Source organism: Halovenus salina, from assembly GCF_026410925.1.
GTDB lineage: Archaea > Halobacteriota > Halobacteria > Halobacteriales > Haloarculaceae > Halovenus > Halovenus salina.
The window spans coordinates 3117203-3136959 of sequence record NZ_CP112972.1; the positions used below are offsets into that span (position 1 = coordinate 3117203).

Below are 19757 nucleotides of genomic sequence, written 5' to 3' on the forward strand. Positions count from 1 at the left end.
CTTACTCTGCGCCGGCGTGTTCGTCTGTCGGTCCAGTCTCCTCAGCCGGGGGCGTCTCCCCGGTGTCGTACCGCGAGGAGACGTCTGGGCTCTCCTCGCTCGCGGTGGTGTTCTCTGTCGATAGCTGGAGTTCACCGCTGGTCTCGTCGAAGACCAGATGTGAGTGGGGGTACGCGATTTCGACTGCTTCGCCCTCGAATGCATCCCAGATGTTCGCGCTCACCTCGGACCGTATCGCCGGAATCCGGTACGGCTCCTGGACCCAGTAACGGAGGCGCAACAGAATACCATCGTCGGCGAAATCCGCGATAAGACACTGTGGCGAGGCTGGATAGCGCGCAGAGCCGATGCGGATTCCAGGCCCTCCCGAGAGGACGCCGTCGACTGCTCGTGCGCTCTGTTGTATCTTCTCTCGGGCGGTCGCGAGCTCGCTTTCGTACGTCAACAGCACGTCGAGAGTAAGCCGGACACGGGTATCTTCGGCGGAGTAGTTGACAACGTCACGCGACCGCATCTCGCCGTTTGGAACCACGAGAAACGTATTGTCGAGCGTGAATATCTTCGTGTAGCGGAGCGTGATGTCCTCGATGTAGCCACGGGTCCCCTGGTCGGTCAGCTCTACCATGTCGCCTATCTCGTAGGGCTGGTCGGCCAGCAGGAAGACGCCGCTGATAATGCTGCCGACGATTGGTGCGAGGACGACACCAAGGACAGCAGAGAAGACCGTGACAGAGAGTGCGATGTTTCCGAGGTCGAGCCCGAAGATACGGAGAATCGTGAGCAGGGCAAAGATATAGACGCCGACGCGGATGGCTGCAAGCGAAACACGGGTGAGGCTGGGGCGCTCGAAGTGCTGGGCAATCCGACGACTGAACAGGTGGACGAGCAGACGCGCGACCAGCGACGCAAGCATCAAGACGACTACGGTATAGCCCACTTCGAGTACCCATATCGGGACGCCGTCTGGGATAATACCCGGCCGCGTGACGCCGGATTCGCCGCCAATCGCGGTGTCGTTGGCCTGAGATAAGAGGGTTGCCCGAAGTAGCGAGTGCATGTCGGCCCCTCTCTCGGTTATGAAAAAAGCGTTGCGACCCGGCCGCAAGCGAGCCGTTCAAGAGGGGCCGCGAGGTACGGTACTTCGTATGGCCGAACCAGACGGCGAACCGACAGTGCCAATCCGCTGTGAGGACTGCGGGACCGAGACGCGTCTCCCGCTCTCGGAGGTAGGGGAGACTCTCGACCGACACAACGAACAGAGACACGACGGCGAGGAAATCGCGCAGGTCGACCCGGCTATCGCCGACCAGCTGGCCGACCTCGTCGCCGAGGACCTCGACCTCCTGTAGCTGGCCTCACGCAGTCAGCTTCACCGCCCGCCCGGTTTCGTCGACTGCGATGTCGAACCCGAAGCGACCGAGCAGCGCAAGGCTTGTCTCGATGTGGTCGGTGTACGTTGGGACGGAAACCGTCCCGCCTGCGAGCGCGAGAAAGACCAACAGCTGGTCGGCGAGATGTCTGTCGACCGAGCCGCGTCCTTCTGTAAACGCCAGCGCCGGCTCGACCGCGTCTTTTGCGACTCTACGGGCCCGTTTCCCTGGCTCTCCGAGCGCGTCGAAGCCGGCACGCGTCCGCTCGAAGTAGAGGCCAATCGTGACCGAGGACCCTGTCGAGGCCGCGTTCGTCGCAGTCACTCGCTGTTCGATGAGGTCGATGCCGGCATCCTCGAGCGCCCTGCGAGCGGCCGTCGCCTGGCGTTTGGCAACGTCGTTGAGGTCGTCCGACGCTCGCGAGTACACGCGAGCGCCCTGGAGTCGGCCACGCTCTTCGAGTGAAAGTGACGACAGTGTCGACGGCCAGAGATGGAGCGTTGCCTTGCCGCCGCCGGCGGGATAGAAGCCGCTCCGATGCCGCTCGACCGCACCAGCTAAGCCGAACTGCCGACACACCGGGAGTTTGACCTGGCGATAGGTCGACAGCGGCGGAGCCCACTTCACCGCAGTCCCGCCCGAAACTGTGACCGACAGCTGCCCGTCGAGCGCGACCGCGACCGGCAAGACGGTGTCGAAGACCAGTGAGATAGAGCCGGCAGTTCCGATATCGAACTGGAGGTCACCGCTACTGGGCTCACCTGGACGGAAGACGACCTCCTCCGAGCCAGCCGTCACACCGTCGACCGTCGCGTCACAGGCCGCCCCAAGCACCTCGACAGCAGTCAGATGCTGTGGTTTGAGGCCGGGCTCGGGGCGTGCTCCCCGGATGTTCGTGACCGTCACCGGCTGCTCTGTGACCGCAGACAGCGACAGCGCGGTCCGGAGGAGTTGTCCCCCACCCGCGCTCCCGTCGATTTTGAGCATATCTCTCGTTTGCAGCCAGCAAACATCAACGCTTAGGTAGACCCCCCTGTTCAACAGGACATATGAGCGACACCCTCACAGCTGTCCAAGACCGGCTTCGGGAGGAGGCCGCGGCCGACCGCCCAGCGGTTGAGACGCCAGAAGTTGGAATTATCATGGGGTCGGACTCGGACCTCGACGTGATGATGGGCTCGGAGACCGGCCGCCCCGGCGCATACGACGCGCTGACAGAGCTTGGATTCGCCGAACAGACCGCTGACAGCTCGCCCGACGCACGGTTCACCTTCGAAACCTACGTCGTCTCCGCCCACCGGACGCCGGAGCTGATGTATACCTACGCCGAGACGGCGGCCGACCGCGGGCTTGATGTTATCATCGCCGGAGCAGGGGGCAAAAGCGCAGACCTGCCGAACATGACTGCCTCGATTGCCTACCCGCTGCCGGTCATTGGTGTCCCAGTCCAGGAGAAGTCCGTCCCCTCGGTCATCGGGATGCCCCAGGGTGCGCCACTCGTCGCCGTCGACGCCGGGAAGTCGTTCAACGCGGCGCTGTCGGCCGTCCAGATGCTCGCGAGAGAACACGAGCAGTTACGCGACCGCCTCCAAGAGTATCACAACGGGCTACAGGACTCGGTCGCGACGACCTCACAGGACCTGCATTCGATGGGAACTGAGGAGTTCAAACAGCGTCGGGACTCGTAGGGGTCTGCCCTCCACCGATGAACGAATCGAAGTTTGCGGACTTCACGGCGGTTCTCTCGCTGTCGGTCGACGATGACTAGGTGTTCGAAGCCCGCGAGGAACGGGTGGTTCTCACCGGAGATTCTCTTGTCCCCGCCGGTGAAGAGAGCAGTCGCCGTCCCCCCGATCAAGACCATCGCCGAATACGACCTCCCCGACGCCACAGCCGAATACATTGCGGCGACTCTCACAGAGTCGGCCCACAGGGTTCCGCTCGTGGCTCTCGGGGAGAGCGAGGCGGTCGGCGGTATCGAAAGGCACGATGTTGCTCTCGATGCTGTTCGCGTCGGCCCCGACGCCGACCAGTACGACTGGCTCGCGGCGGCAATCGAACGAGCTGCAGTGATGACGCGGCTCTAGTCGGGCCGCGAAAGCATGGCAAATCGGCTGTGGCTACAGGGCAGTTCGGACAGCCGTCTACCGGCTGTGCTTCGAACAATCAACCCTTATATAGACAGGATTCAAAGCCACGAAACGACAAGAAATGAGTGACTGGATCGCTATCGGGGCGCTGGCACTCGTCGCGATACTCATCCCGGTGTCGATGATGGTCGTATCGTGGCTTCTCCGGCCGAGTGTCCCCGAACAAGGAAAGCGTGCCACCTACGAGAGCGGGGAGATACCCGTCGGCAGCAGCCGCACCATCAAGTTCAATATCCAATACTACATGGTCGCGTTGCTGTTCGTGGTCTTCGATGTCGAGACGGTGTTCATCATCCCGTGGACGGTCATCTACGAGGATGCGGTCATCGAACTCGGTCTCGTCGAGGCCATTCTCCCGATGGCAGTCTTCATCGGTATCCTCCTGCTCGGACTCGGGTGGGCCTGGCGCAACGGCGCGGTCAAATGGGTCCGCAACGCGCAGGTCGACAGCGGGCGGGTGAGCGAATCATGAGCAAGGAACAGGAACTACACGACACGCTGGAACAGGCACAGAGCACACAGGAAGCCCGAATGGGATCGGGGACCGACGACCGGTTCAACTCCAAGCTCCGGGAAGCATTCGGGGCCAGCCCGTTCATCCTCACCAAGTTCGACCAGTTCATGAACTGGGTGCGGGGCAACTCGATGTTCATGCTGCTTTTCGGGATTGCCTGCTGCAGCATCGAGATGATGCACACCTACGCGACGAAACACGACCTCGACCGGTTCGGCGCAGGCGTTCCCCGCGCCTCGCCCCGGCAGGCGGATGTCATCATCGTCCCGGGAACCATCGTCTCGAAGTTTGGGCCACGGCTCAAACGCGTCTACGACCAGATGCCCGAGCCCAAGTTCGTCGTCTCGATGGGGTCGTGTACGGTGTCGGGCGGTCCCTTCCAGGAGGGGTACAACGTCATCAAGGGTGCCGAAGAGATCATTCCCGTCGACATTCACGTACCGGGCTGTCCGCCACGGCCAGAGGCGCTGGTCTACGGCGTTCTCAAGCTCCAGGAACAGATTCGTGAGGGCGAGAGCGCCCCCGTGACGGTCAAACCGTACGAACTTGAGGAGTTCGGCGACCTCGACAGCGACGAACTGGTTCAACAGCTCGCGAACGAAATCGACGAGGACGACCTCGTGATGCGGTACAACTGGGTGGATTCGCCATGAGCCTGGAGCAGCCACAGACACGCGATGTTGGCGTCACCCCCGAGGGCGACCTCGATTACGACGAACTCGCCGACCTGCTCGACGACTATCTCCTCGACCGCGAGGAACACCTCAACGCCCAAGGGTTCGTCGTCCGACCCGACGAGGTGGCGGCGGTGCTGGAGACGCTCCGCGAGGAGGCTGGCTTCGACCACCTCTCGCTGGTCACGGCCCAGGACTACCAGGACCGCTACGAGTCCATCTACCACCTCAAGAAGTACGACGACCCGACCCACGAGCTGTCGGTGGTCGTGCCGACGACCCGCCAGGACCCGATAAGTCAGAGCGGTGCGCCGGTTTTCGAGACGGCAAACTGGCACGAACGAGAGGCCTACGACCTCGTCGGCATCGAGTACGACGAACACCCCGACCTCCGGCGCATCCTGCTTCCGGAGACCTGGCAGGGCCATCCGCTGTCCAGTGACTACAACCAGGACCAGCCCCAGATTGTGCCCCTGCGCGAGCAGGCCGACCCGATGGAGCACAAGACCGATGCCCCCGACGAGCAGGACAGCATGTTCGTCAACATCGGGCCCCACCACCCGGCGACACACGGGGTCTTGCACCTCAAGACCGTCCTCGACGGCGAGCAGGTCGTCGATGTCGACCCAGACATCGGCTACCTCCACCGCTGTGAGGAGCAGATGTGCGAGCAGTCGACGTATCGCCACCAGATTATGCCGTACCCGGACCGGTGGGACTACATCTCGGCTGGCATCCTCAACGAGTGGGCCTACGCCCGGACGGCGGAGACGCTGGCGGACATCGAGGTGCCGGAGTACGCACAGGTCATCCGCACCATGTCCGCCGAGATGTGTCGCATCGCCGCTCACCTGCTGGCTGTCGGGACCTTCGCGCTGGATATCTACGGCGACTTCACCGCCATCTTCATGTACGCCATCACGGACCGTGAGAAGGTCCAGCATCTCCTCGAAGACCTCACCGGCCAGCGGCTGATGTTCAACTACCTCCGGCTCGGTGGGCTCGCCTGGGACCTGCCCGAACCCCGCGAGGAGTACTTCCAGAACGTCCGGAACTTCTGTGAGTACATTCCCGAACGGCTCGAAGAGTACCACAACCTCCTGACGGGCAACGAGCTGTTCCAGATGCGTGTGCTCGATACGGGTGTGTTGCCCCCCGAGAAAGCCAAAGACTACGGCTGTACCGGTCCGGTGGCGCGAGCCTCGGGCATCGACTACGACCTGCGCCGTGACGACCCCTACGGCTACTACGACGAACTGGAGTTCGACGTCGTCACCAGAGACGGCTGTGATAACTTCGCTCGCGCCTCCGTCCGCCTGGAGGAGATTCGCCAGTCCGCTCGCATCATCGAGCAGTGTGTCGACCTGCTCGAAGACTGGCCCGAAGACGAGCGCGATATTCAGTCGAACGTCCCCCGGACGCTCAAACCGGACCCAGATACGGAAGTCTACCGGGCCGTCGAGGGTGCCAAAGGCGAACTCGGCATCTACATCCGCTCGGACGGGACGGACAAACCCGGCCGGTTCAAGATACGGAGTCCCGCGTTCTGTAACCTCCAGTCGATGGAGGTTCTGGCAGAGGGTGAGTACATCCCTGACATGGTTGCGGCGCTTGGCAGTCTCGATATCGTGCTCGGGGAGGTGGACCGATAATGACGCTGCTTCCGGAGACGATAAGTGATGCACTCGGCATCGGCGGTGTCGCCGGGACCTTCTTCGGCGGCCTCGTCGGCGCGGCCCTCGTCGGGTCGTTCATCCTCATCAACACTGCCATTGCAGGGCCCTGGCTGAAACGCAAGATTATGGCGAGCTTCTGGGAGAAAATCGGGCCGAACCACATCGGTCCCTTCGGCTCGCTCATCATGGTTGCAGACGCAGTCAGGCTCATCTCGAAGGAACTAGTCGTCCCGGAGGGTGTCGACCGCCCGGCCTGGGACCTGGCACCGATGGTGATCGCGTCCTCGGCGCTGCTCGGGTTCGCTGTTATCCCCATGGGCTCGATTCTGGGCATCAACGTCCAGCTCGCCGACCCCGAAGTCGGGCTGGCGTTCGTCTTCGCCACTGCGTCGATTGCTTCGGTCGGTCTCGTGATGGCGGGGTACGCCTCGAACAACAAGTTCTCGTTCCTCGGTGGACTCCGTGCGGTCGCACAGAACCTGGCCTACGAGATTCCGCTCATCCTGACTGGTATCTCGGTGGTCATCTTCGCTGGCTCGCTCCAGATGAGCGAAATCGTCGCCGCACAGAGCCAGACGCTCGTCAGCCTCGGTCCGGTTGATGTCCCGGCGTGGTTCGGGATTCTCAACCCGTTCGCACTCGGGCTCTTCCTGATTGCGAACCTGGCCGAGGTCGGCCGGAATCCGTTCGATATCCCCGAGGCACCGACGGAGATCGTCGCCGGCTACCAGACGGAGTACTCCTCGGTGTATTTCGTCTTGCTGTATCTCGGCGAGTTCATCCACATCTTCCTTGGCGGGGCAATCGTGGCGACGGTGTTCCTCGGCGGCCCGGCCGGGCCGGTGCTTCCAGGTATCGTCTGGTTCCTGATCAAGATCTGGGCGGTTTTCCTGTTCACCCAGTGGTGTCGGTCGTCGCTCCCACGTATCCGCGTTGACCAACTCATCGGCATCGGCTGGAAAGGGCTGTTGTTGGCATCGTTCGCCAACCTCATCGTGACGGCGGCAATCGTGGGGGTGCTCGCGGTATGACTCGCTCGCGGCTACACAACGCAGGTGATTCAACATGTTAGGCGTCCTCAAGAGTATGGCAACGACGATGAAACACGCACTGGACGGCGAGACGTTCACCGTCTCGTATCCAGAGGAGGAACCAGAGGTCTCGCCCCGGTTCCGTGGCGTCCACAAGTTCAGCCAGGAACGGTGCATCTGGTGTCGACAGTGTGAAAACGTCTGTCCGAACGACACCATCCAGATTGTGATGGACGACAAGCGAAACGGCGAACAGTACAACCTCCACATCGGTCAGTGCATCTACTGTCGGCTCTGTGAGGAGGTCTGTCCAGTCGATGCAATTCTCCTCACCCAGAACTTCGAGTTCGTCGGCGATACCAAAGACGAACTGGCCTACAGTAAAGAGGAGCTGAAAAACGTCCCGTGGTACAAAGACATCGATCCGCTGGAATCACGCGAACCGGACCGGAGCGCGTGGGTTGGCGATGGCGACGGCGAAGTCGACTACCAGTAGGCAGTACGGCGACCGGAGGGAGCCGTTTCTCTCGGCGCGAACTGAGTGAGCGCCGAGTCTTTTTGATCCATGCTTTTCGACGAGCGGTGCGCTTGCGCACTCATAGTGATTGTTGTGGTTATTTTCGTGACCACGTCACGAATCTCGGTGTTTCACGGCGTGAGACCCGCGCCTCGTTTCCCGACGGCGGTAACGACTCGCAACAATCACTATCAGACGAAAATAGGGTCGCAAGCACCTGCTGGAGCGCAGCGGGTCGCGGGACCACAACTGCACGAGGGCTTTCGGTGTCGTGAATGATGCAAACGCAGCGCCGTATCTGACCATCACCTCGATAGAACCCCATAGTTTTACATTGCGGGTGCTAGACGTTCGAGGCAACACGTGGGTACGATGGTTAGAGATATTCAAGCGATCAGAGACGATTTTCCGATACTCGACCGGGAGATAGATGGAACGCCGTTGGTATATCTCGACAACGCAGCGACGACACAGACGCCGGAGTCGGTCTATGAGGTGTTCGAAACATACTATCGAGAGTACAACTCGAACATCCACCGTGGCATCCACACGCTGAGCCACGAGGCCTCAGTTGCCTACGAGGAGGCCCACGACCGGCTGGCGGAGTTCGTCGGAGCAAGCGGTGGCCGTGAGGAGTTGGTGTTCACGAAGAACACGACCGAGAGCATCAATCTCGTCGCGTACGGACTGGGTCTCCAGAATCTCGGCCCGGACGACACTATCGTCACGACCGAGATGGAACACCACGCCTCGCTGGTGACCTGGCAACAGATTGCTGAGTTGACGGGCGCGACGATACAGTTCATCCGAGTGAACGAGGACGGACACCTCGATATGGAACACGCCACGGAACTCATCGGGCCAGAGACTGCCGTCCTGTCGGTGACCCACGTCTCGAACGTGCTCGGGACCGTCAACCCGGTCACAGAGCTGGCCGAGCTAGCACACGAACATGACGCCTACGTCGTCGTCGACGGGGCTCAATCGGTCCCGACCCGACCGGTCGACGTCGAGGAGATGGACGCAGACTTTTTCGCGTTCTCCGGACACAAGATGGCCGGCCCGACCGGTATCGGCTGTCTCTACGGCAAACGCCATCTTCTCGACGAGATGGATCCGTTTCTCTACGGCGGCGAGATGATCACACACGTCACGCTCGACCGGTCGGTCTGGAACGACCCGCCCTGGAAGTTCGAGGCTGGCACGCCCCCGATTGCCGAGGGAATCGCGCTCGCTGCGGCAGCGGACTACCTCGACGACATCGGCATGGACCGCGTCCGCGAGCACGAGGACCGCCTCGCCCAGTACCTCCTCGAACGGCTGGAGGACCGCGATGACGCGACGATATACGGGCCACCCTCTGGGGAACAGCGGGCGGGTCTCGTCTCGTTCAACGTCGACGGCGTCCACGGCCACGACATGTCTTCGCTGCTGAACGACCGAGGAATCGCGGTCCGTGCCGGCGACCACTGCACACAGCCGCTCCACGAGACCCTCGATATCCCGGGCTCGGTCCGCGCCTCGTTCTATGTCTACAACACCACTGACGACATCGACGCGCTCCTCGACGCGATAGACGACGCCGAGGAAAAACGAGACGCGTATCTCCGCTCGGAGCGGTACCACGACGCGATTTACGACCACCACGAGAATCCCAGTAATGCGGGCGTGCTCTCCGACCCGACGGTGCGGAAATCCTCCGAGGAGACAGTTTGTGGCGACGACGGCGAGTTCTATGTCGACATCGGTCCGGGCGGGACAATCGAGCAACTGGCCTTCGAGAGCCAGAGCTGTGCGGTGAGTCAAGCAGTCGCGAGTATCCTCTCCGAGCATCTGAAGGGGATGCATCTGGAGGAGGTCGCCGAGTTGGACGCCATCGAGTCGCTCCTCGACGGACAGTTCCCGCCGCTACGCCGAGACTGTGTTCTCGGACCCGAAGACGTGATACGAGAAGCCGCACGCGAGTACGTCGACCGTCCGCGGACGACTCACTGATTCTGACGGGAACAGGTATAGAATCGGGTGTGCCAGACGAGAGCGACAGAGAAGACGAGGGTGCCGGCTCGCGGCTCCTGACCACAACAAGAAGGCTGGCGTCGTCTCTATCCGACTGTCAGCCGATGTTTCGACTTCCGTACCAGTATGCCTAAATTTGCGCCGGGGCTAGAGTTGACCAGTGACCGGAACACGCTGGCTGTATGAGAGTGACCTGCCACGCCGTCTGCTTCTCGGCTTGGCTGTGGTCGGGGTCGCAGTCGCTGCCGGAGCGTTCATCGCCGACGCCGGTGACGCAAAGCCGGACCCTGTTCCCTTCGAGCAGGCGACGACATTCAGCATGCCAAACGAGGACCGCCTCGCCCTCGAAGAGCGCGGTCTCTCGGTCCCGCGCGTCGAAGTGTTTTACTCCCAGTACAACTACGTCGTCGGCTACGAGGGGCTGGCACGCGCAATCGACACCCTCCAACAACCCCAACACGACCAGCAGTTCGGCCAACCGCTCGCGGTTTATGTCTCCGATTACGCCGGGACAGACGCGAGCGTGACTGACGACGGCTATCTCGATGTCGAACGTGAGCCAGGCTGGGTCAGCGCCGACGAGGCCTGGTTCGTCTACAACAGCAGCGCGCGGACGACCGTCAGCGAGATGGTCGTTCCGTTCTCGACGGCCTCGGCCGCCGAGGCCTTCGCCCAGCGCCACGGCGGCGAGGTCCACTCGTGGTCGACGGTGAAATCCGCCGATGTCGAGATGGCCGACGCGACTGCAGTCCGTGAGAACGTCCCCAAACTGCGCGCGTCTGCCGACGAGCGAACGGCGGCGGTCGAGAGCCACCTCGACAGACCGGTGCGCACGGTCGTCGGGCAGGACACCGCGACAGTCCAGGCAGCAATCGACACAGCCCCCCCGAACTCGACCGTCCGCGTCCCCGAGGGAACGTACAGCGAACACCTCACCATCGACAAGCCGCTCACACTCCGGGGAACAGCCACAATACGCGGCAACAACACGGGGACAGTTATCCATGTCACCAGTGACGATGTCGCAATCGACGGCCTCTCGATTACCGGTATCGGCGACCAGACACAGGCCGAAGACGCATCGGGAAGCGGCGAGTGGGACGATGTTGTCGATGTGGCTTACGGCCACAGCGACGCCGGGATTCGGGTCTCGAACGCCTCGCAGGTCTCCGTTCACAACGTCACAATCGACACACCCACAAGCGGTGTGTTGTTCAGAGACGCTGAGGGAGGCGTCGTGGACGGCCTCCGTGTCAACGGGACGGCCGAGCCCTTCGACGGCTTCATGGGTGTAATCTCGATTCGCTCGCCGCTGGTCGTCCAGAACTCGGTGTTCGACGGCGGCCGTGACGGCGTCTACCTCCACCGCGCTCACGAGACGGTCGTTCGCAACAGCACGTTCCGCGAGAACCGCTTCGGCGTCCACTTTATGTACACCTCAGATACGCTGGTCGCAGATAGCGTCGCCAGAGAACAGACCGCCGCCGGCATTACAATCATGACAAGCCCCGCCCGTAACGCGGTCGTCGGCAACGATATACGGTACACGTCTGACGGCATCATTCCAGGTGGCTCCCGGACCTACGTCGCCGACAACGTCGTCGCCTACAACGAGCGTGGTATCATGGCTGGGTCGGCCCAGTCGCTGTACGAGCACAACGTTATCTACGGAAACGGGATCGGGATGCGCGCGGGGTCGACACTCCCGTCGAACGTGGTCCGAGAGAACGACTTCGTCGCAAACGAAGAACACGCGACGGCTGGCATCGGTCCACTCCGTATCTGGACCGACGGCGGGGTCGGAAACTACTGGGAGGGTGCCTACGGCGACCGCTCCGGCGACTCGCTGGACCGGTCGTACTCGCCGACAGACCCGACCGAGAAACAGCTTCACCGCGTCGACGGAACGGTCACGCTCGCGGAATCTCCGGCCGCCAGGGCGCTCGCCGAGATTCGGGCGACCTCTCCTGGCCTTCGTCGGGGTGATGTCGTCGACCTCGCACCCCGTTTCGAGCCCCACGCGCCGGAGGTAGTCGCAGCGGTAGCCGACAACGAGGACGACCTGTCGGGTGGTGATGAAAGTGAGTGAGATTCTTTCGGCAAGTGATGTTGCACACTCCTTTGGCGACGTGGACGTACTCGAGGATATCTCGCTGTCGGTCGAGGCCGGGACCGTCACCGCACTCATCGGACCGAACGGCTCCGGAAAGACGACACTGCTGCGTGTCCTCGCGGGCATTCTCTCGCCCACAGCGGGCCGTGTCGACTATCACGGGCCCGAGGCCGAGCGCGAGATTGGGTACATGCCACAGCAACCCTCCTTTCGCTCGGGCTTTACCGCAGCCGAGACGCTTGCCTTCTACACGTCTCTCGTCGGCGGTGACCCGGAGTCACTGCTCGACCGAGTCGGACTCGAACAGGCCGAAACTCGAAACGTCGAGGCGCTCTCGGGCGGGATGCGACGGCTCCTGGGTATCGCCCAGGCGACTGTCGGTGACCCGCCGGTGATTATTCTCGACGAACCCGGGAGTGGCCTGGACCCGGGAATGCGCCAGCAGACCTTCGAGGTCGTCGAGGAGCTGGCGATTGATGGGGCTGCAGTGCTGCTCAGCACACACGACATGACACTCGCCGCGGAGTTTGCCGACCAGATTATCCTCATCGAGCGCGGCGCGGTTGTCGAGGCCGCGGAACCGACCCAGCTCTTCGCGGAGTACGACTGCGAGTCGCTGCAGGCGGTGTTCGAGACAGTCTTCGAGACAGGAACGGCCGTTGACGTGGCAGGTGAGACCGCATGAGCAATCGAACGGCAGTACAGACGCTTCTGGTTCGCGAACTAGTCACGCTCGCCCGGTCGCGGGCATATTACGGTCTGGTCGCGGGTGTCCTCCTCGTCTCCATGGGGGTCTTGTTTGCGGGCGGCGGTGCAGAGGTGGGGTACGCACCTGCCGCCGTCGACCTTCTGTTACCCTACGAGCTGCTGGTTCCGGCTGTCGCTGTTGCGCTCGGGTATCGGACCATTACCGACGACGCCCGGCGTGGCGAACTCGACGTGTTGAAGACCTACCCGGTTCCCCCGTGGGCGTACGTTCTGGGTGTCTACGCCGGCCGTGCCCTGGCGCTGGGTGTCGCGCTCCTTGGACCACTGGCCGTCATCGGGGTCTTTCTCAGCACGCAGTCTCCACCGGATCCGGCGACGCTCGCAACACATCAGGGAGTCGACTCGCCCACGCTGTTTGTCCGTTTCGGGGCGCTCACGCTGGTGTACGGACTGGTGACACTTGCCCTGGCCATGGCGGTGTCGGCGGTCGCCTGGTCGCGCCGGACCGCGATCGTCCTCGCGGTTGTGGCGCTGACAGTCGTCGTCGCTGGCATCGACCTGGTCTTGCTCCGTGGCTTTGGTACCGGCTGGATTGCCGACCAGCAGCTGACGACGCTGCTGGCGATGTCGCCGGCCAGCGCCTATCGTGGACTCGTCTTCGAGACGGTGCTGTATGCGGCCTTCGACACCGAGACCGGCTATGCGTCCGCCGGAGCAAGTGCTGCTGGCCTCCTGGCCTGGTTCGGTGTGACGCTCGCCGTGTCGGTAGTTGCCGTCAAGCGAGCGAGCTGACTGTTCGGTGACGTCATTCGAGAGACGGACCAGATACGCTAACTATCGACAGAAGATATAGTGACATATGGTGTACCACCAGGAACCGACAGATATCTCTCGCCGGCGGCTGCTGTCGACGCTGGCCGCTGGCGGTGTTGTGGCGGCAGCTGGCTGTCTCGGAGACAGTGAGACGGTCCCTGACCCACAGCCAATCGAGGATGGACAGCCCTGCGATCAGTGTAACATGGAGATTGCGGCCCAGCCTGGGCCTGCCGGCCAGGCGTACTACCTCGACGGTTCGCCGGCATCACTCCCAGACGGCCGTGAGGACGGCTTCGCTCGTTTCTGTAGCTCGTGGTGTACCTACGTGTACGTGCTGGAAAACAAGGAACGCGGCGCAGAGCCGGCTGGAACCTATACGACAGATTACTCCGCGGTCGAGTACGAGGTTCGCGACGACGGCGGGACGCCTGTTCTGAGTGCCCATCTCGAATCAGAGACCTTCGAGTCGGCGGAGTCACTGACCTACGTCGTCGACAGTGAGGTCGAGGGCGCAATGGGTGGCTCGCTCGTCGGATTCAGCGAAACAGACGACGCAGAGGCGTTTCGCGACGAGTACGGCGGCACGCTCGTCGACCACGGTGATGTGACGCTCGAAACAGTCCGAAATCTCTGACGGTCACAGGCGCGCCCGGCAGACGAACGTCTCGGTTCGACTCACCGCGTGGTCGACGGTAAACCCAGCCGCGGTCAGTGCGGAGACGGCGTGTCCGAGGTTGTGGCGCTCTTCGAGGGGCGGTCCAGCACTCCCGGAGCCGTTCGCGCTCCAGTCGACTGTCACCAGGCGGCCGCCGGGTCGGATGACACGGGCAAGCTCTGTCATGCTGTCACTCCCGGAGAACTCGTGGTAGGTCATCGTCGAGAACGCCGCGTCGAGGGCGTTATCGTCGAGCGGGAGGTCGGCGACCGACGCATTCAGCGGCCGGACGTTCTCGGGACGGCCCTTCTCTTCGTAGTACTCGTGCATTTCGGCCTGTACGTCGACCGCATAGACCGTCTCGGTGTGGGGCGCGACGACATCCGTATAGAATCCCGTTCCACTGCCGAGGTCAGCGACTGTTGCCCTCTTGTGCGGTGCGATCATTGTCAGGAGTTCCTCGCGCGAACACCAGCGGTAGCGCTCCTCGTCCTCCAGGTTGCCTGCCTTCTCGGCGTCGAACGTATGAAATCCCATAGAACCGGATTGGACGGACGGGGTAAAACGATAGCGACTCTCGGGTTTCGACGAACAGCTCAGACAGGCCGGAGAAACATCACGTTCACGCGACCGACGGCGTCGAAATCACGGAGCTGGTAGACGAGCTCGCGTATCCGCCCGGAAGGGCCAGAACAGAAGATTGTCTCGAGACACCACTCGCCGCGGTGCATGTGCTGTGTGGTCCCGATGACATCCTCGAAGTCGTGCTGGACGGTGTGTAACTCTTCGATGACCAGTGTGTGTTCGTAATCGAAGGCCACTGCTGCGACCGCATCGCCCTCAATCTCTTCGAGACGGGTATGCCGTTCGATGTACTCCTGCATGGCTTCCCGAACTGCTCGTGACCGCGAGTCTATCCCCTCGGCCTCCCACGTCTCGTCGAAGGCTTCTAGTACATCCTGGGGAACGCTGAGACTTGTTCGCATACCCCAACTTAGCGGGCAAGCAACTTAGACGCCCGTTATTACGATCTCTCGATAGCGAAATAAGACAAGCTGTTTCCCTCTCTCTCATCGACAGCAATACGATGGTCGTGAGTCGATATCGTGGGATAGGGCCGGTTCTCGGTTACTACCTCTACAAGGCGACCAAAGCAGTCGAGTTCTACCGGCCGATAATGTATCTCTTTTTTCTCGGCCAGGGGCTCACGTTCACCCAGATTGCTATCCTGGAAGCCGTCTACAATCTGACGACACTGCTTGGCGAGGTTCCGACCGGCTACGTCGGCGACCGGGTCGGCCGACGGAACAGCCTTCTCGTCGGAACGGTGTTGATATCGCTCACGCTGTGTGGTATCGGCCTCGCGACCTCCTTTCCAGCGTTCGTCGGGCTCTATATCTGCTGGTCGCTAGGGTACAACTTCCGTTCGGGGAGTGAAGATGCCTGGCTGTACGATACGCTCACCGACGACCTCTCGGAGGACGAGTTCGCCCGTGTTCGCGGGCGCGGCGAATCGGCATCACTTGCGGTCGGCGCGGGTGCGGCTGTCGCGGGTGGGTATCTCGGCAGTATCGACCTGTCGTATCCGTGGTTTGTAGCGGGGGCTGTCACCGCGTTGGGCGCGGTTGTCTTGATCACGCTGGAGGAACCAGATACCTACGAGGAGAGCGACGCTGCCGACCTTAGCCTTCGCCGGACAGTCGGCATCGTGGGCGATGCCCTCTCACAGCGGAACATTCGTGCGTTCATCCTCTACTATTACGTCCTTTACGCTGCGGTGACCTACCTGGTATTCGTCTTCCTCCAGCCAATCTTCGAGACGGTCGTTGTTGATGCTGGGGTCTCACCGGACCGGGTTGAGTCGCTTCTCGGCTGGTTCTATGCTGCTTACAGCCTCCTCGGGGCGGTGATCAGCTACTACACCGGGGCGATACGAGACCGGGTTGGCATTCGGACGTGGTTTCTCGTCTTACCCCTGCTTTTGGGGACAGCACTGGCCGGGATGTACGTCGTCCCTGCACTCGCCATTCCGACCTTCCTGCTCGTGCGTGGGCTCTCGGATGTCACGCGGTCGTTCGCTGGCCAGTATATCAACGACCGGATTGACACGCTCGGCAGAGCCACGGTGTTGAGTGCGATGGCAATGGTCAGCGGTCTCGCTGTCATTCCGTTTCAGCTCGGAAGCGGTGTCATCTCCGATATGGTCTCGCCGCTGTTTGCGGTGGCAGTCGGCGGTGTGATACTCGTCGTCGGCTCGGCACTCGTCCTCCTCTGGGAGCCTCCAGTCACCGAAACGGCAGGGTCGTGAGTACTGTCCCCCTCTCAGAAATTCACAGTTTCGGAGGATGGGGTTGTTGCGTGGCTATCTTCCAACAGTCATATCCTCGGAATTTGTGATCTGTAAGAGATAATACCGTGAGTGCTGTCGCTACGCGGCATAACCTTCCGATCAGATAGAATTACGTGCTGGCCAGTGTTTGCTGGCCCAGATCTTCTTCGCCTTCCAGTGTTGCTTCTACCTCTTCTGCGCTCATGGAGTATGAAGGATTATCGCGGAGGAACTGGTTGAAGTCATCGTATTGGCCTTGTTCATCCTGCCAGATCTCCTCAATTACAGACTCATCGTCTACTACTGCGTATTGTGGATTTTCTGTGTCTCCATAGATGACATTATTTTCATCTTGTTTGCGGTAGAGTTTATCTAGGATTTTTGCTTGGTTGTGTAGTTCGTCGAAATTGGCGTCGTTTTCGTTGTAAGTTCTGAGTTTTTCTGTGAAGTCTTGTAGGTATTCTGTGGTTATTCCTAGCCTGTTCTGGTTGCTGGCTCCAACTCCTGCTGCACTTTCTGGGTGATAGGATGAAGCCATCATTCTTATGACTCCTGTTGCTTTTCTTTTTTCCTCCTCAAAATTCCATCTTGCACTATCGCTATGGCCTTCCCATCCGAATCTGAGCGGGTGCCAGTAGGTGTTGAATTCGTCGTGGTCTGGTTTGAGATAGTTTGAGTCCTCAACTAATGGATGTAGTTGTTCGTGTACGTTTTGTGCTGTGGCTGTTATCGGGTTGGCTACTGTTTCCATGATCCTGAGTTCGTCGCCACTATCCGCATTTTTCCCGTAGATCAGGCCGTTTCCGTGTTCGTCGAGGTCAAAGTCCCAGGCGTGTGCTTCTAAATCTTTTTGGTTTTTTTGTTCGATGGCCTGTTCGAGTGTTGGTGAATAGATAAAGTCTTCGCTGCTTATAGGGCCTGAGTCTGTCATTTCTGATTGCCAGTTAAAGTAGTAGCTGTGTAGAGGTCCAAGCGCTTCTCCAAGTGTCTCTGCGTTTGCAAATTTTTCGTAGTCAAAGCTACCTACTTCTCTCTCTTCAAAGTTGCCATTAGGATACCATGTGGCGCCCTTGCCGTTTTTGATTTCTTGTATTTCTGTATTACCGGTATCTGTGCCTATGCTTTCTACGAATTCTGATGATTCTACTGGGCTTCCTTCGGCCAAGCTTTCGTAGTCGTTGTCGTGTCGCCATTCTTGTGCGACCAGGTCGATACCGAATTTATCGAATCCTACGGCTTCGTGGCTGCTGTATGTGTCGAATACTGGGTCTTGTTCTATGAATTCTCCGCGGGCCTCTAGGTAGTTTTCTTCATCTGAATTATTCTGTATGGTCTGTCTGAGCTCTTCGTTTCTCTCTGGTACTACGTCGACTTTGTAGTTGCCGGGCGTAGGTTTAGAGGCCTGTGTAGTATCTTGGGTCTGTGCTTCGCCTTTTGTTGCTGTTGCTGTGAATTCTTGTCCACCGCTGTTCATCTGGCCTGGCTGTACCGTCACAGAGTTGCCATTCCATTGTTCTGAGTCCTGACCTATCTCTATTTTATCATTACTTACTATGACACTTGTAGGCTGTCCGCTTTTTTCGACCGAGAGTTCTGCCTGAAAGTCTTCGATACTTTGATCGTTCCAGATGGAAGGTAGCTGTGAGGGTTCGGCCTCTGTGGAAATACTTACAGAGATATCGGGGTTAGCTGTATCTGTATTAGTGTTGTTGTCCGTTGTGGGGTTGTTGTCTTCGGTGAGGCTGTTGCAGCCGGCGAGTGCGGTGAGGAGTCCGGTGGTTCCGAGGAGGAGTTGTCGTCTTTTCAAAGGATGAGGCCACCTGGTTGTTGTTTCGTGTTAGTGGTGTCATTGTTTTATAATTCCGGGAGGTGGCCTTGGAGTGGTTTCATCTGAAGCCGGGTGTGTGGTCAAGTACCTACCTGTTCTCTAGTAACTGTCTGGTAGAAGGGTGGTATCTGATTCAAGGAGAAGATTATGTTTTCGACGATTTAGATGAACTGTATGAAACCGCGGAAAGACTTCCTGAAGTGGACCGGCACGACGTCTACGCCAAGAATGAAGAGATTGATGAGTGGGAGCAGATCCCGTACCGTGACTCGTTGTGGACTGGGGATGGACGAGCTACAGGTGTAGTCTCCAGTAGCCAAGATTTCTACAACGTCATTCAGTACGGCGATATCTTGGAAACCGTAGGTGATGCACTCGAACGCCACGGAATCGATCCCTCAGGCAGGGTATCGGTTTCGCCTACGGCTCATAAGATGAATGCCAAACTCGACTTCGATCAAGAGGTCTACGCAAACCAAGACGACGCCATCGATCTCAGATTACAGATTCAAAGCGGACACAGTGGCTTCCACGGCCTGAAGTATGACATCGGTGCGGAACGCCAGGTATGCAGTAACGGGATGACTGCCTTCATTTCGGAGCTCGGCTTCGATCAGACACACGGCGAACCGTTCCAACCAGGGTTAGCTTACAACGCCGTCGACGCAATAGTCGAGAGCCCGGCAGAGATCGAACAGAGACTGGCACAGGCCCAGAACAGGGAACTAATGAATCAAGATGAGGCCCTGCTCGTGTTGATGGAGTCAGGTATTGGATAGTATCTCGAAGATCCTTTTCCCGACCTACTGAATTCGTTATACGATGAAGTGGGTGATCTGGAGAATCCTACCCTCTGGGAGACCTATAACGCGGCTACACGCACATTGACACACTTCACCCAGGATGTCCCTGATTATGAGCTGGCGGATGGTTTTGGGCAAGCAGCTCAACTCTTGGAAAACGGTGCTAACGAAATCCCTGAGCCGGAAACACTAGGTCGTAGGGCTGTTGACAGTCGAAGCCGGCAGTTAATCGAACAGGGAGATACGGAACCGTACTGGCCGGATGAAGAGCAAACTCTGAGAGAGCTGATGGAAGTCCACGAGCTTCAAGCGTAGAAAGGGTGGTTCAACGATTACAGATTTTGACGAGGAGGAATCGTTAGCCGAGTGGGAGGCCGCTCTCCTTCCAGACTGGGAGTGGGAGGCCTACGATAAAGAGGAGGAAGGCGTCTACTTTGGCCGAGTTAGAACTGACGAGGCCTTTGATATTGAACAGTTCCTTGAAGAATCACAAGAGATGGAGCAGCAGCGCTTGGAAGAGGAACTCGAACGGATTGAACAGCAGTTAGCGGGATAGG

The 19757-nt window shown here is 59.9% G+C and carries 21 protein-coding genes; 16 read left to right on the plus strand and 5 right to left on the minus strand.

Annotation, left to right across the window (positions count from 1 at the left end; translation table 11 throughout):
* Position 1: 1 nt before the first annotated feature.
* Entirely contained in the window at positions 2-1057 is a 1056-nt protein-coding gene (locus tag OSC37_RS15755) for a mechanosensitive ion channel family protein (protein WP_267162387.1), read from the minus strand.
* Between the two features lie 88 nt (positions 1058-1145).
* Between OSC37_RS15755 and OSC37_RS15760 the strand changes: the two genes are divergently transcribed.
* Positions 1146-1349, plus strand: coding sequence for a DUF8149 family protein (locus tag OSC37_RS15760; RefSeq protein WP_267162388.1), 204 nt, complete (start codon positions 1146-1148; stop codon positions 1347-1349).
* Between the two features lie 6 nt (positions 1350-1355).
* Here the strand turns inward: OSC37_RS15760 and rtcA are convergent, their stop codons facing one another.
* A complete protein-coding gene (gene rtcA / locus OSC37_RS15765; RefSeq protein ID WP_267162389.1) occupies positions 1356-2357 on the minus strand; it encodes an RNA 3'-terminal phosphate cyclase in 1002 nt (333 codons plus the stop codon).
* A 62-nt stretch (positions 2358-2419) separates the two neighbouring features.
* On the opposite strand from rtcA, the gene purE reads away from it, so the two are divergent.
* The 12 genes from purE (at position 2420) to OSC37_RS15830 (ending at position 14219) form a co-directional block, all read left to right on the plus strand.
* Positions 2420-3058: a 5-(carboxyamino)imidazole ribonucleotide mutase gene (gene purE / locus OSC37_RS15770; RefSeq protein WP_267162390.1), complete on the plus strand. Its 639-nt coding sequence runs from the start codon at positions 2420-2422 to the stop codon at positions 3056-3058.
* A 138-nt stretch (positions 3059-3196) separates the two neighbouring features.
* The gene (locus OSC37_RS15775) at positions 3197-3457 is read left to right on the plus strand and encodes a hypothetical protein (protein WP_267162391.1); all 261 of its coding nucleotides are present in this window, start codon (positions 3197-3199) and stop codon (positions 3455-3457) included.
* Positions 3458-3581: 124 nt separating this feature from the next.
* On the plus strand, positions 3582-3992 hold the full coding sequence (locus OSC37_RS15780; RefSeq protein WP_267162392.1) for an NADH-quinone oxidoreductase subunit A: 411 nt from the start codon (positions 3582-3584) through the stop codon (positions 3990-3992).
* The gene (locus OSC37_RS15785) at positions 3989-4687 is read left to right on the plus strand and encodes an NADH-quinone oxidoreductase subunit B (protein WP_267162393.1); all 699 of its coding nucleotides are present in this window, start codon (positions 3989-3991) and stop codon (positions 4685-4687) included. The genes OSC37_RS15780 and OSC37_RS15785 overlap by 4 nt, the downstream gene beginning before the upstream one ends.
* Entirely contained in the window at positions 4684-6360 is a 1677-nt protein-coding gene (locus OSC37_RS15790; RefSeq protein ID WP_267162394.1) for an NADH-quinone oxidoreductase subunit D, read from the plus strand. Before OSC37_RS15785 ends, OSC37_RS15790 begins: the two co-directional genes overlap by 4 nt.
* Positions 6360-7415 (plus strand): complex I subunit 1/NuoH family protein, encoded by a 1056-nt coding sequence (locus OSC37_RS15795; RefSeq protein WP_267162395.1) that lies wholly within the window; start codon positions 6360-6362, stop codon positions 7413-7415. The genes OSC37_RS15790 and OSC37_RS15795 overlap by 1 nt, the downstream gene beginning before the upstream one ends.
* 34 nt (positions 7416-7449) lie before the next feature.
* Positions 7450-7911 (plus strand): NuoI/complex I 23 kDa subunit family protein, encoded by a 462-nt coding sequence (locus tag OSC37_RS15800; protein WP_267162396.1) that lies wholly within the window; start codon positions 7450-7452, stop codon positions 7909-7911.
* Between the two features lie 393 nt (positions 7912-8304).
* The gene (locus OSC37_RS15805; protein ID WP_368409478.1) at positions 8305-9927 is read left to right on the plus strand and encodes a SufS family cysteine desulfurase; all 1623 of its coding nucleotides are present in this window, start codon (positions 8305-8307) and stop codon (positions 9925-9927) included.
* Positions 9928-10108: 181 nt separating this feature from the next.
* Positions 10109-12037, plus strand: coding sequence for a NosD domain-containing protein (locus OSC37_RS15815; RefSeq protein WP_267162397.1), 1929 nt, complete (start codon positions 10109-10111; stop codon positions 12035-12037).
* On the plus strand, positions 12024-12746 hold the full coding sequence (locus tag OSC37_RS15820) for an ABC transporter ATP-binding protein (RefSeq protein WP_267162398.1): 723 nt from the start codon (positions 12024-12026) through the stop codon (positions 12744-12746). Before OSC37_RS15815 ends, OSC37_RS15820 begins: the two co-directional genes overlap by 14 nt.
* Entirely contained in the window at positions 12743-13561 is an 819-nt protein-coding gene (locus OSC37_RS15825; protein WP_267162399.1) for an ABC transporter permease, read from the plus strand. Before OSC37_RS15820 ends, OSC37_RS15825 begins: the two co-directional genes overlap by 4 nt.
* Positions 13562-13628: 67 nt before the next feature.
* Positions 13629-14219 carry a nitrous oxide reductase accessory protein NosL gene (locus OSC37_RS15830; protein WP_267162400.1) on the plus strand — a complete coding sequence of 197 codons (591 nt, stop codon included), beginning with the start codon at positions 13629-13631 and terminating at the stop codon, positions 14217-14219.
* A 3-nt stretch (positions 14220-14222) separates the two neighbouring features.
* Here the strand turns inward: OSC37_RS15830 and OSC37_RS15835 are convergent, their stop codons facing one another.
* A complete protein-coding gene (locus OSC37_RS15835) occupies positions 14223-14777 on the minus strand; it encodes a class I SAM-dependent methyltransferase (protein ID WP_267162401.1) in 555 nt (184 codons plus the stop codon).
* A 59-nt stretch (positions 14778-14836) separates the two neighbouring features.
* Positions 14837-15226 (minus strand): CopG family ribbon-helix-helix protein, encoded by a 390-nt coding sequence (locus tag OSC37_RS15840; protein WP_267162402.1) that lies wholly within the window; start codon positions 15224-15226, stop codon positions 14837-14839.
* A 101-nt stretch (positions 15227-15327) separates the two neighbouring features.
* Here OSC37_RS15840 and OSC37_RS15845 point away from each other — a divergent pair, with 101 nt between their 5' ends.
* Complete coding sequence (locus OSC37_RS15845) at positions 15328-16548, plus strand: MFS transporter (protein ID WP_267162403.1); 1221 nt, start codon at positions 15328-15330, stop codon at positions 16546-16548.
* 151 nt (positions 16549-16699) lie between these two features.
* On the opposite strand, the gene OSC37_RS15850 is transcribed toward OSC37_RS15845, so the two are convergent.
* Entirely contained in the window at positions 16700-18376 is a 1677-nt protein-coding gene (locus tag OSC37_RS15850) for a hypothetical protein (RefSeq protein WP_267162404.1), read from the minus strand.
* Positions 18377-18444: 68 nt separating this feature from the next.
* Between OSC37_RS15850 and OSC37_RS15855 the strand changes: the two genes are divergently transcribed.
* Together OSC37_RS15855 and OSC37_RS19215 are read left to right on the plus strand one after the other, a co-directional pair.
* A complete protein-coding gene (locus tag OSC37_RS15855) occupies positions 18445-19176 on the plus strand; it encodes a DUF932 domain-containing protein (RefSeq protein WP_267162405.1) in 732 nt (243 codons plus the stop codon).
* 490 nt (positions 19177-19666) lie between these two features.
* Complete coding sequence (locus OSC37_RS19215; protein ID WP_497007720.1) at positions 19667-19756, plus strand: DUF8104 domain-containing protein; 90 nt, start codon at positions 19667-19669, stop codon at positions 19754-19756.
* The last annotated feature ends 1 nt before the right edge of the window (position 19757 follow it).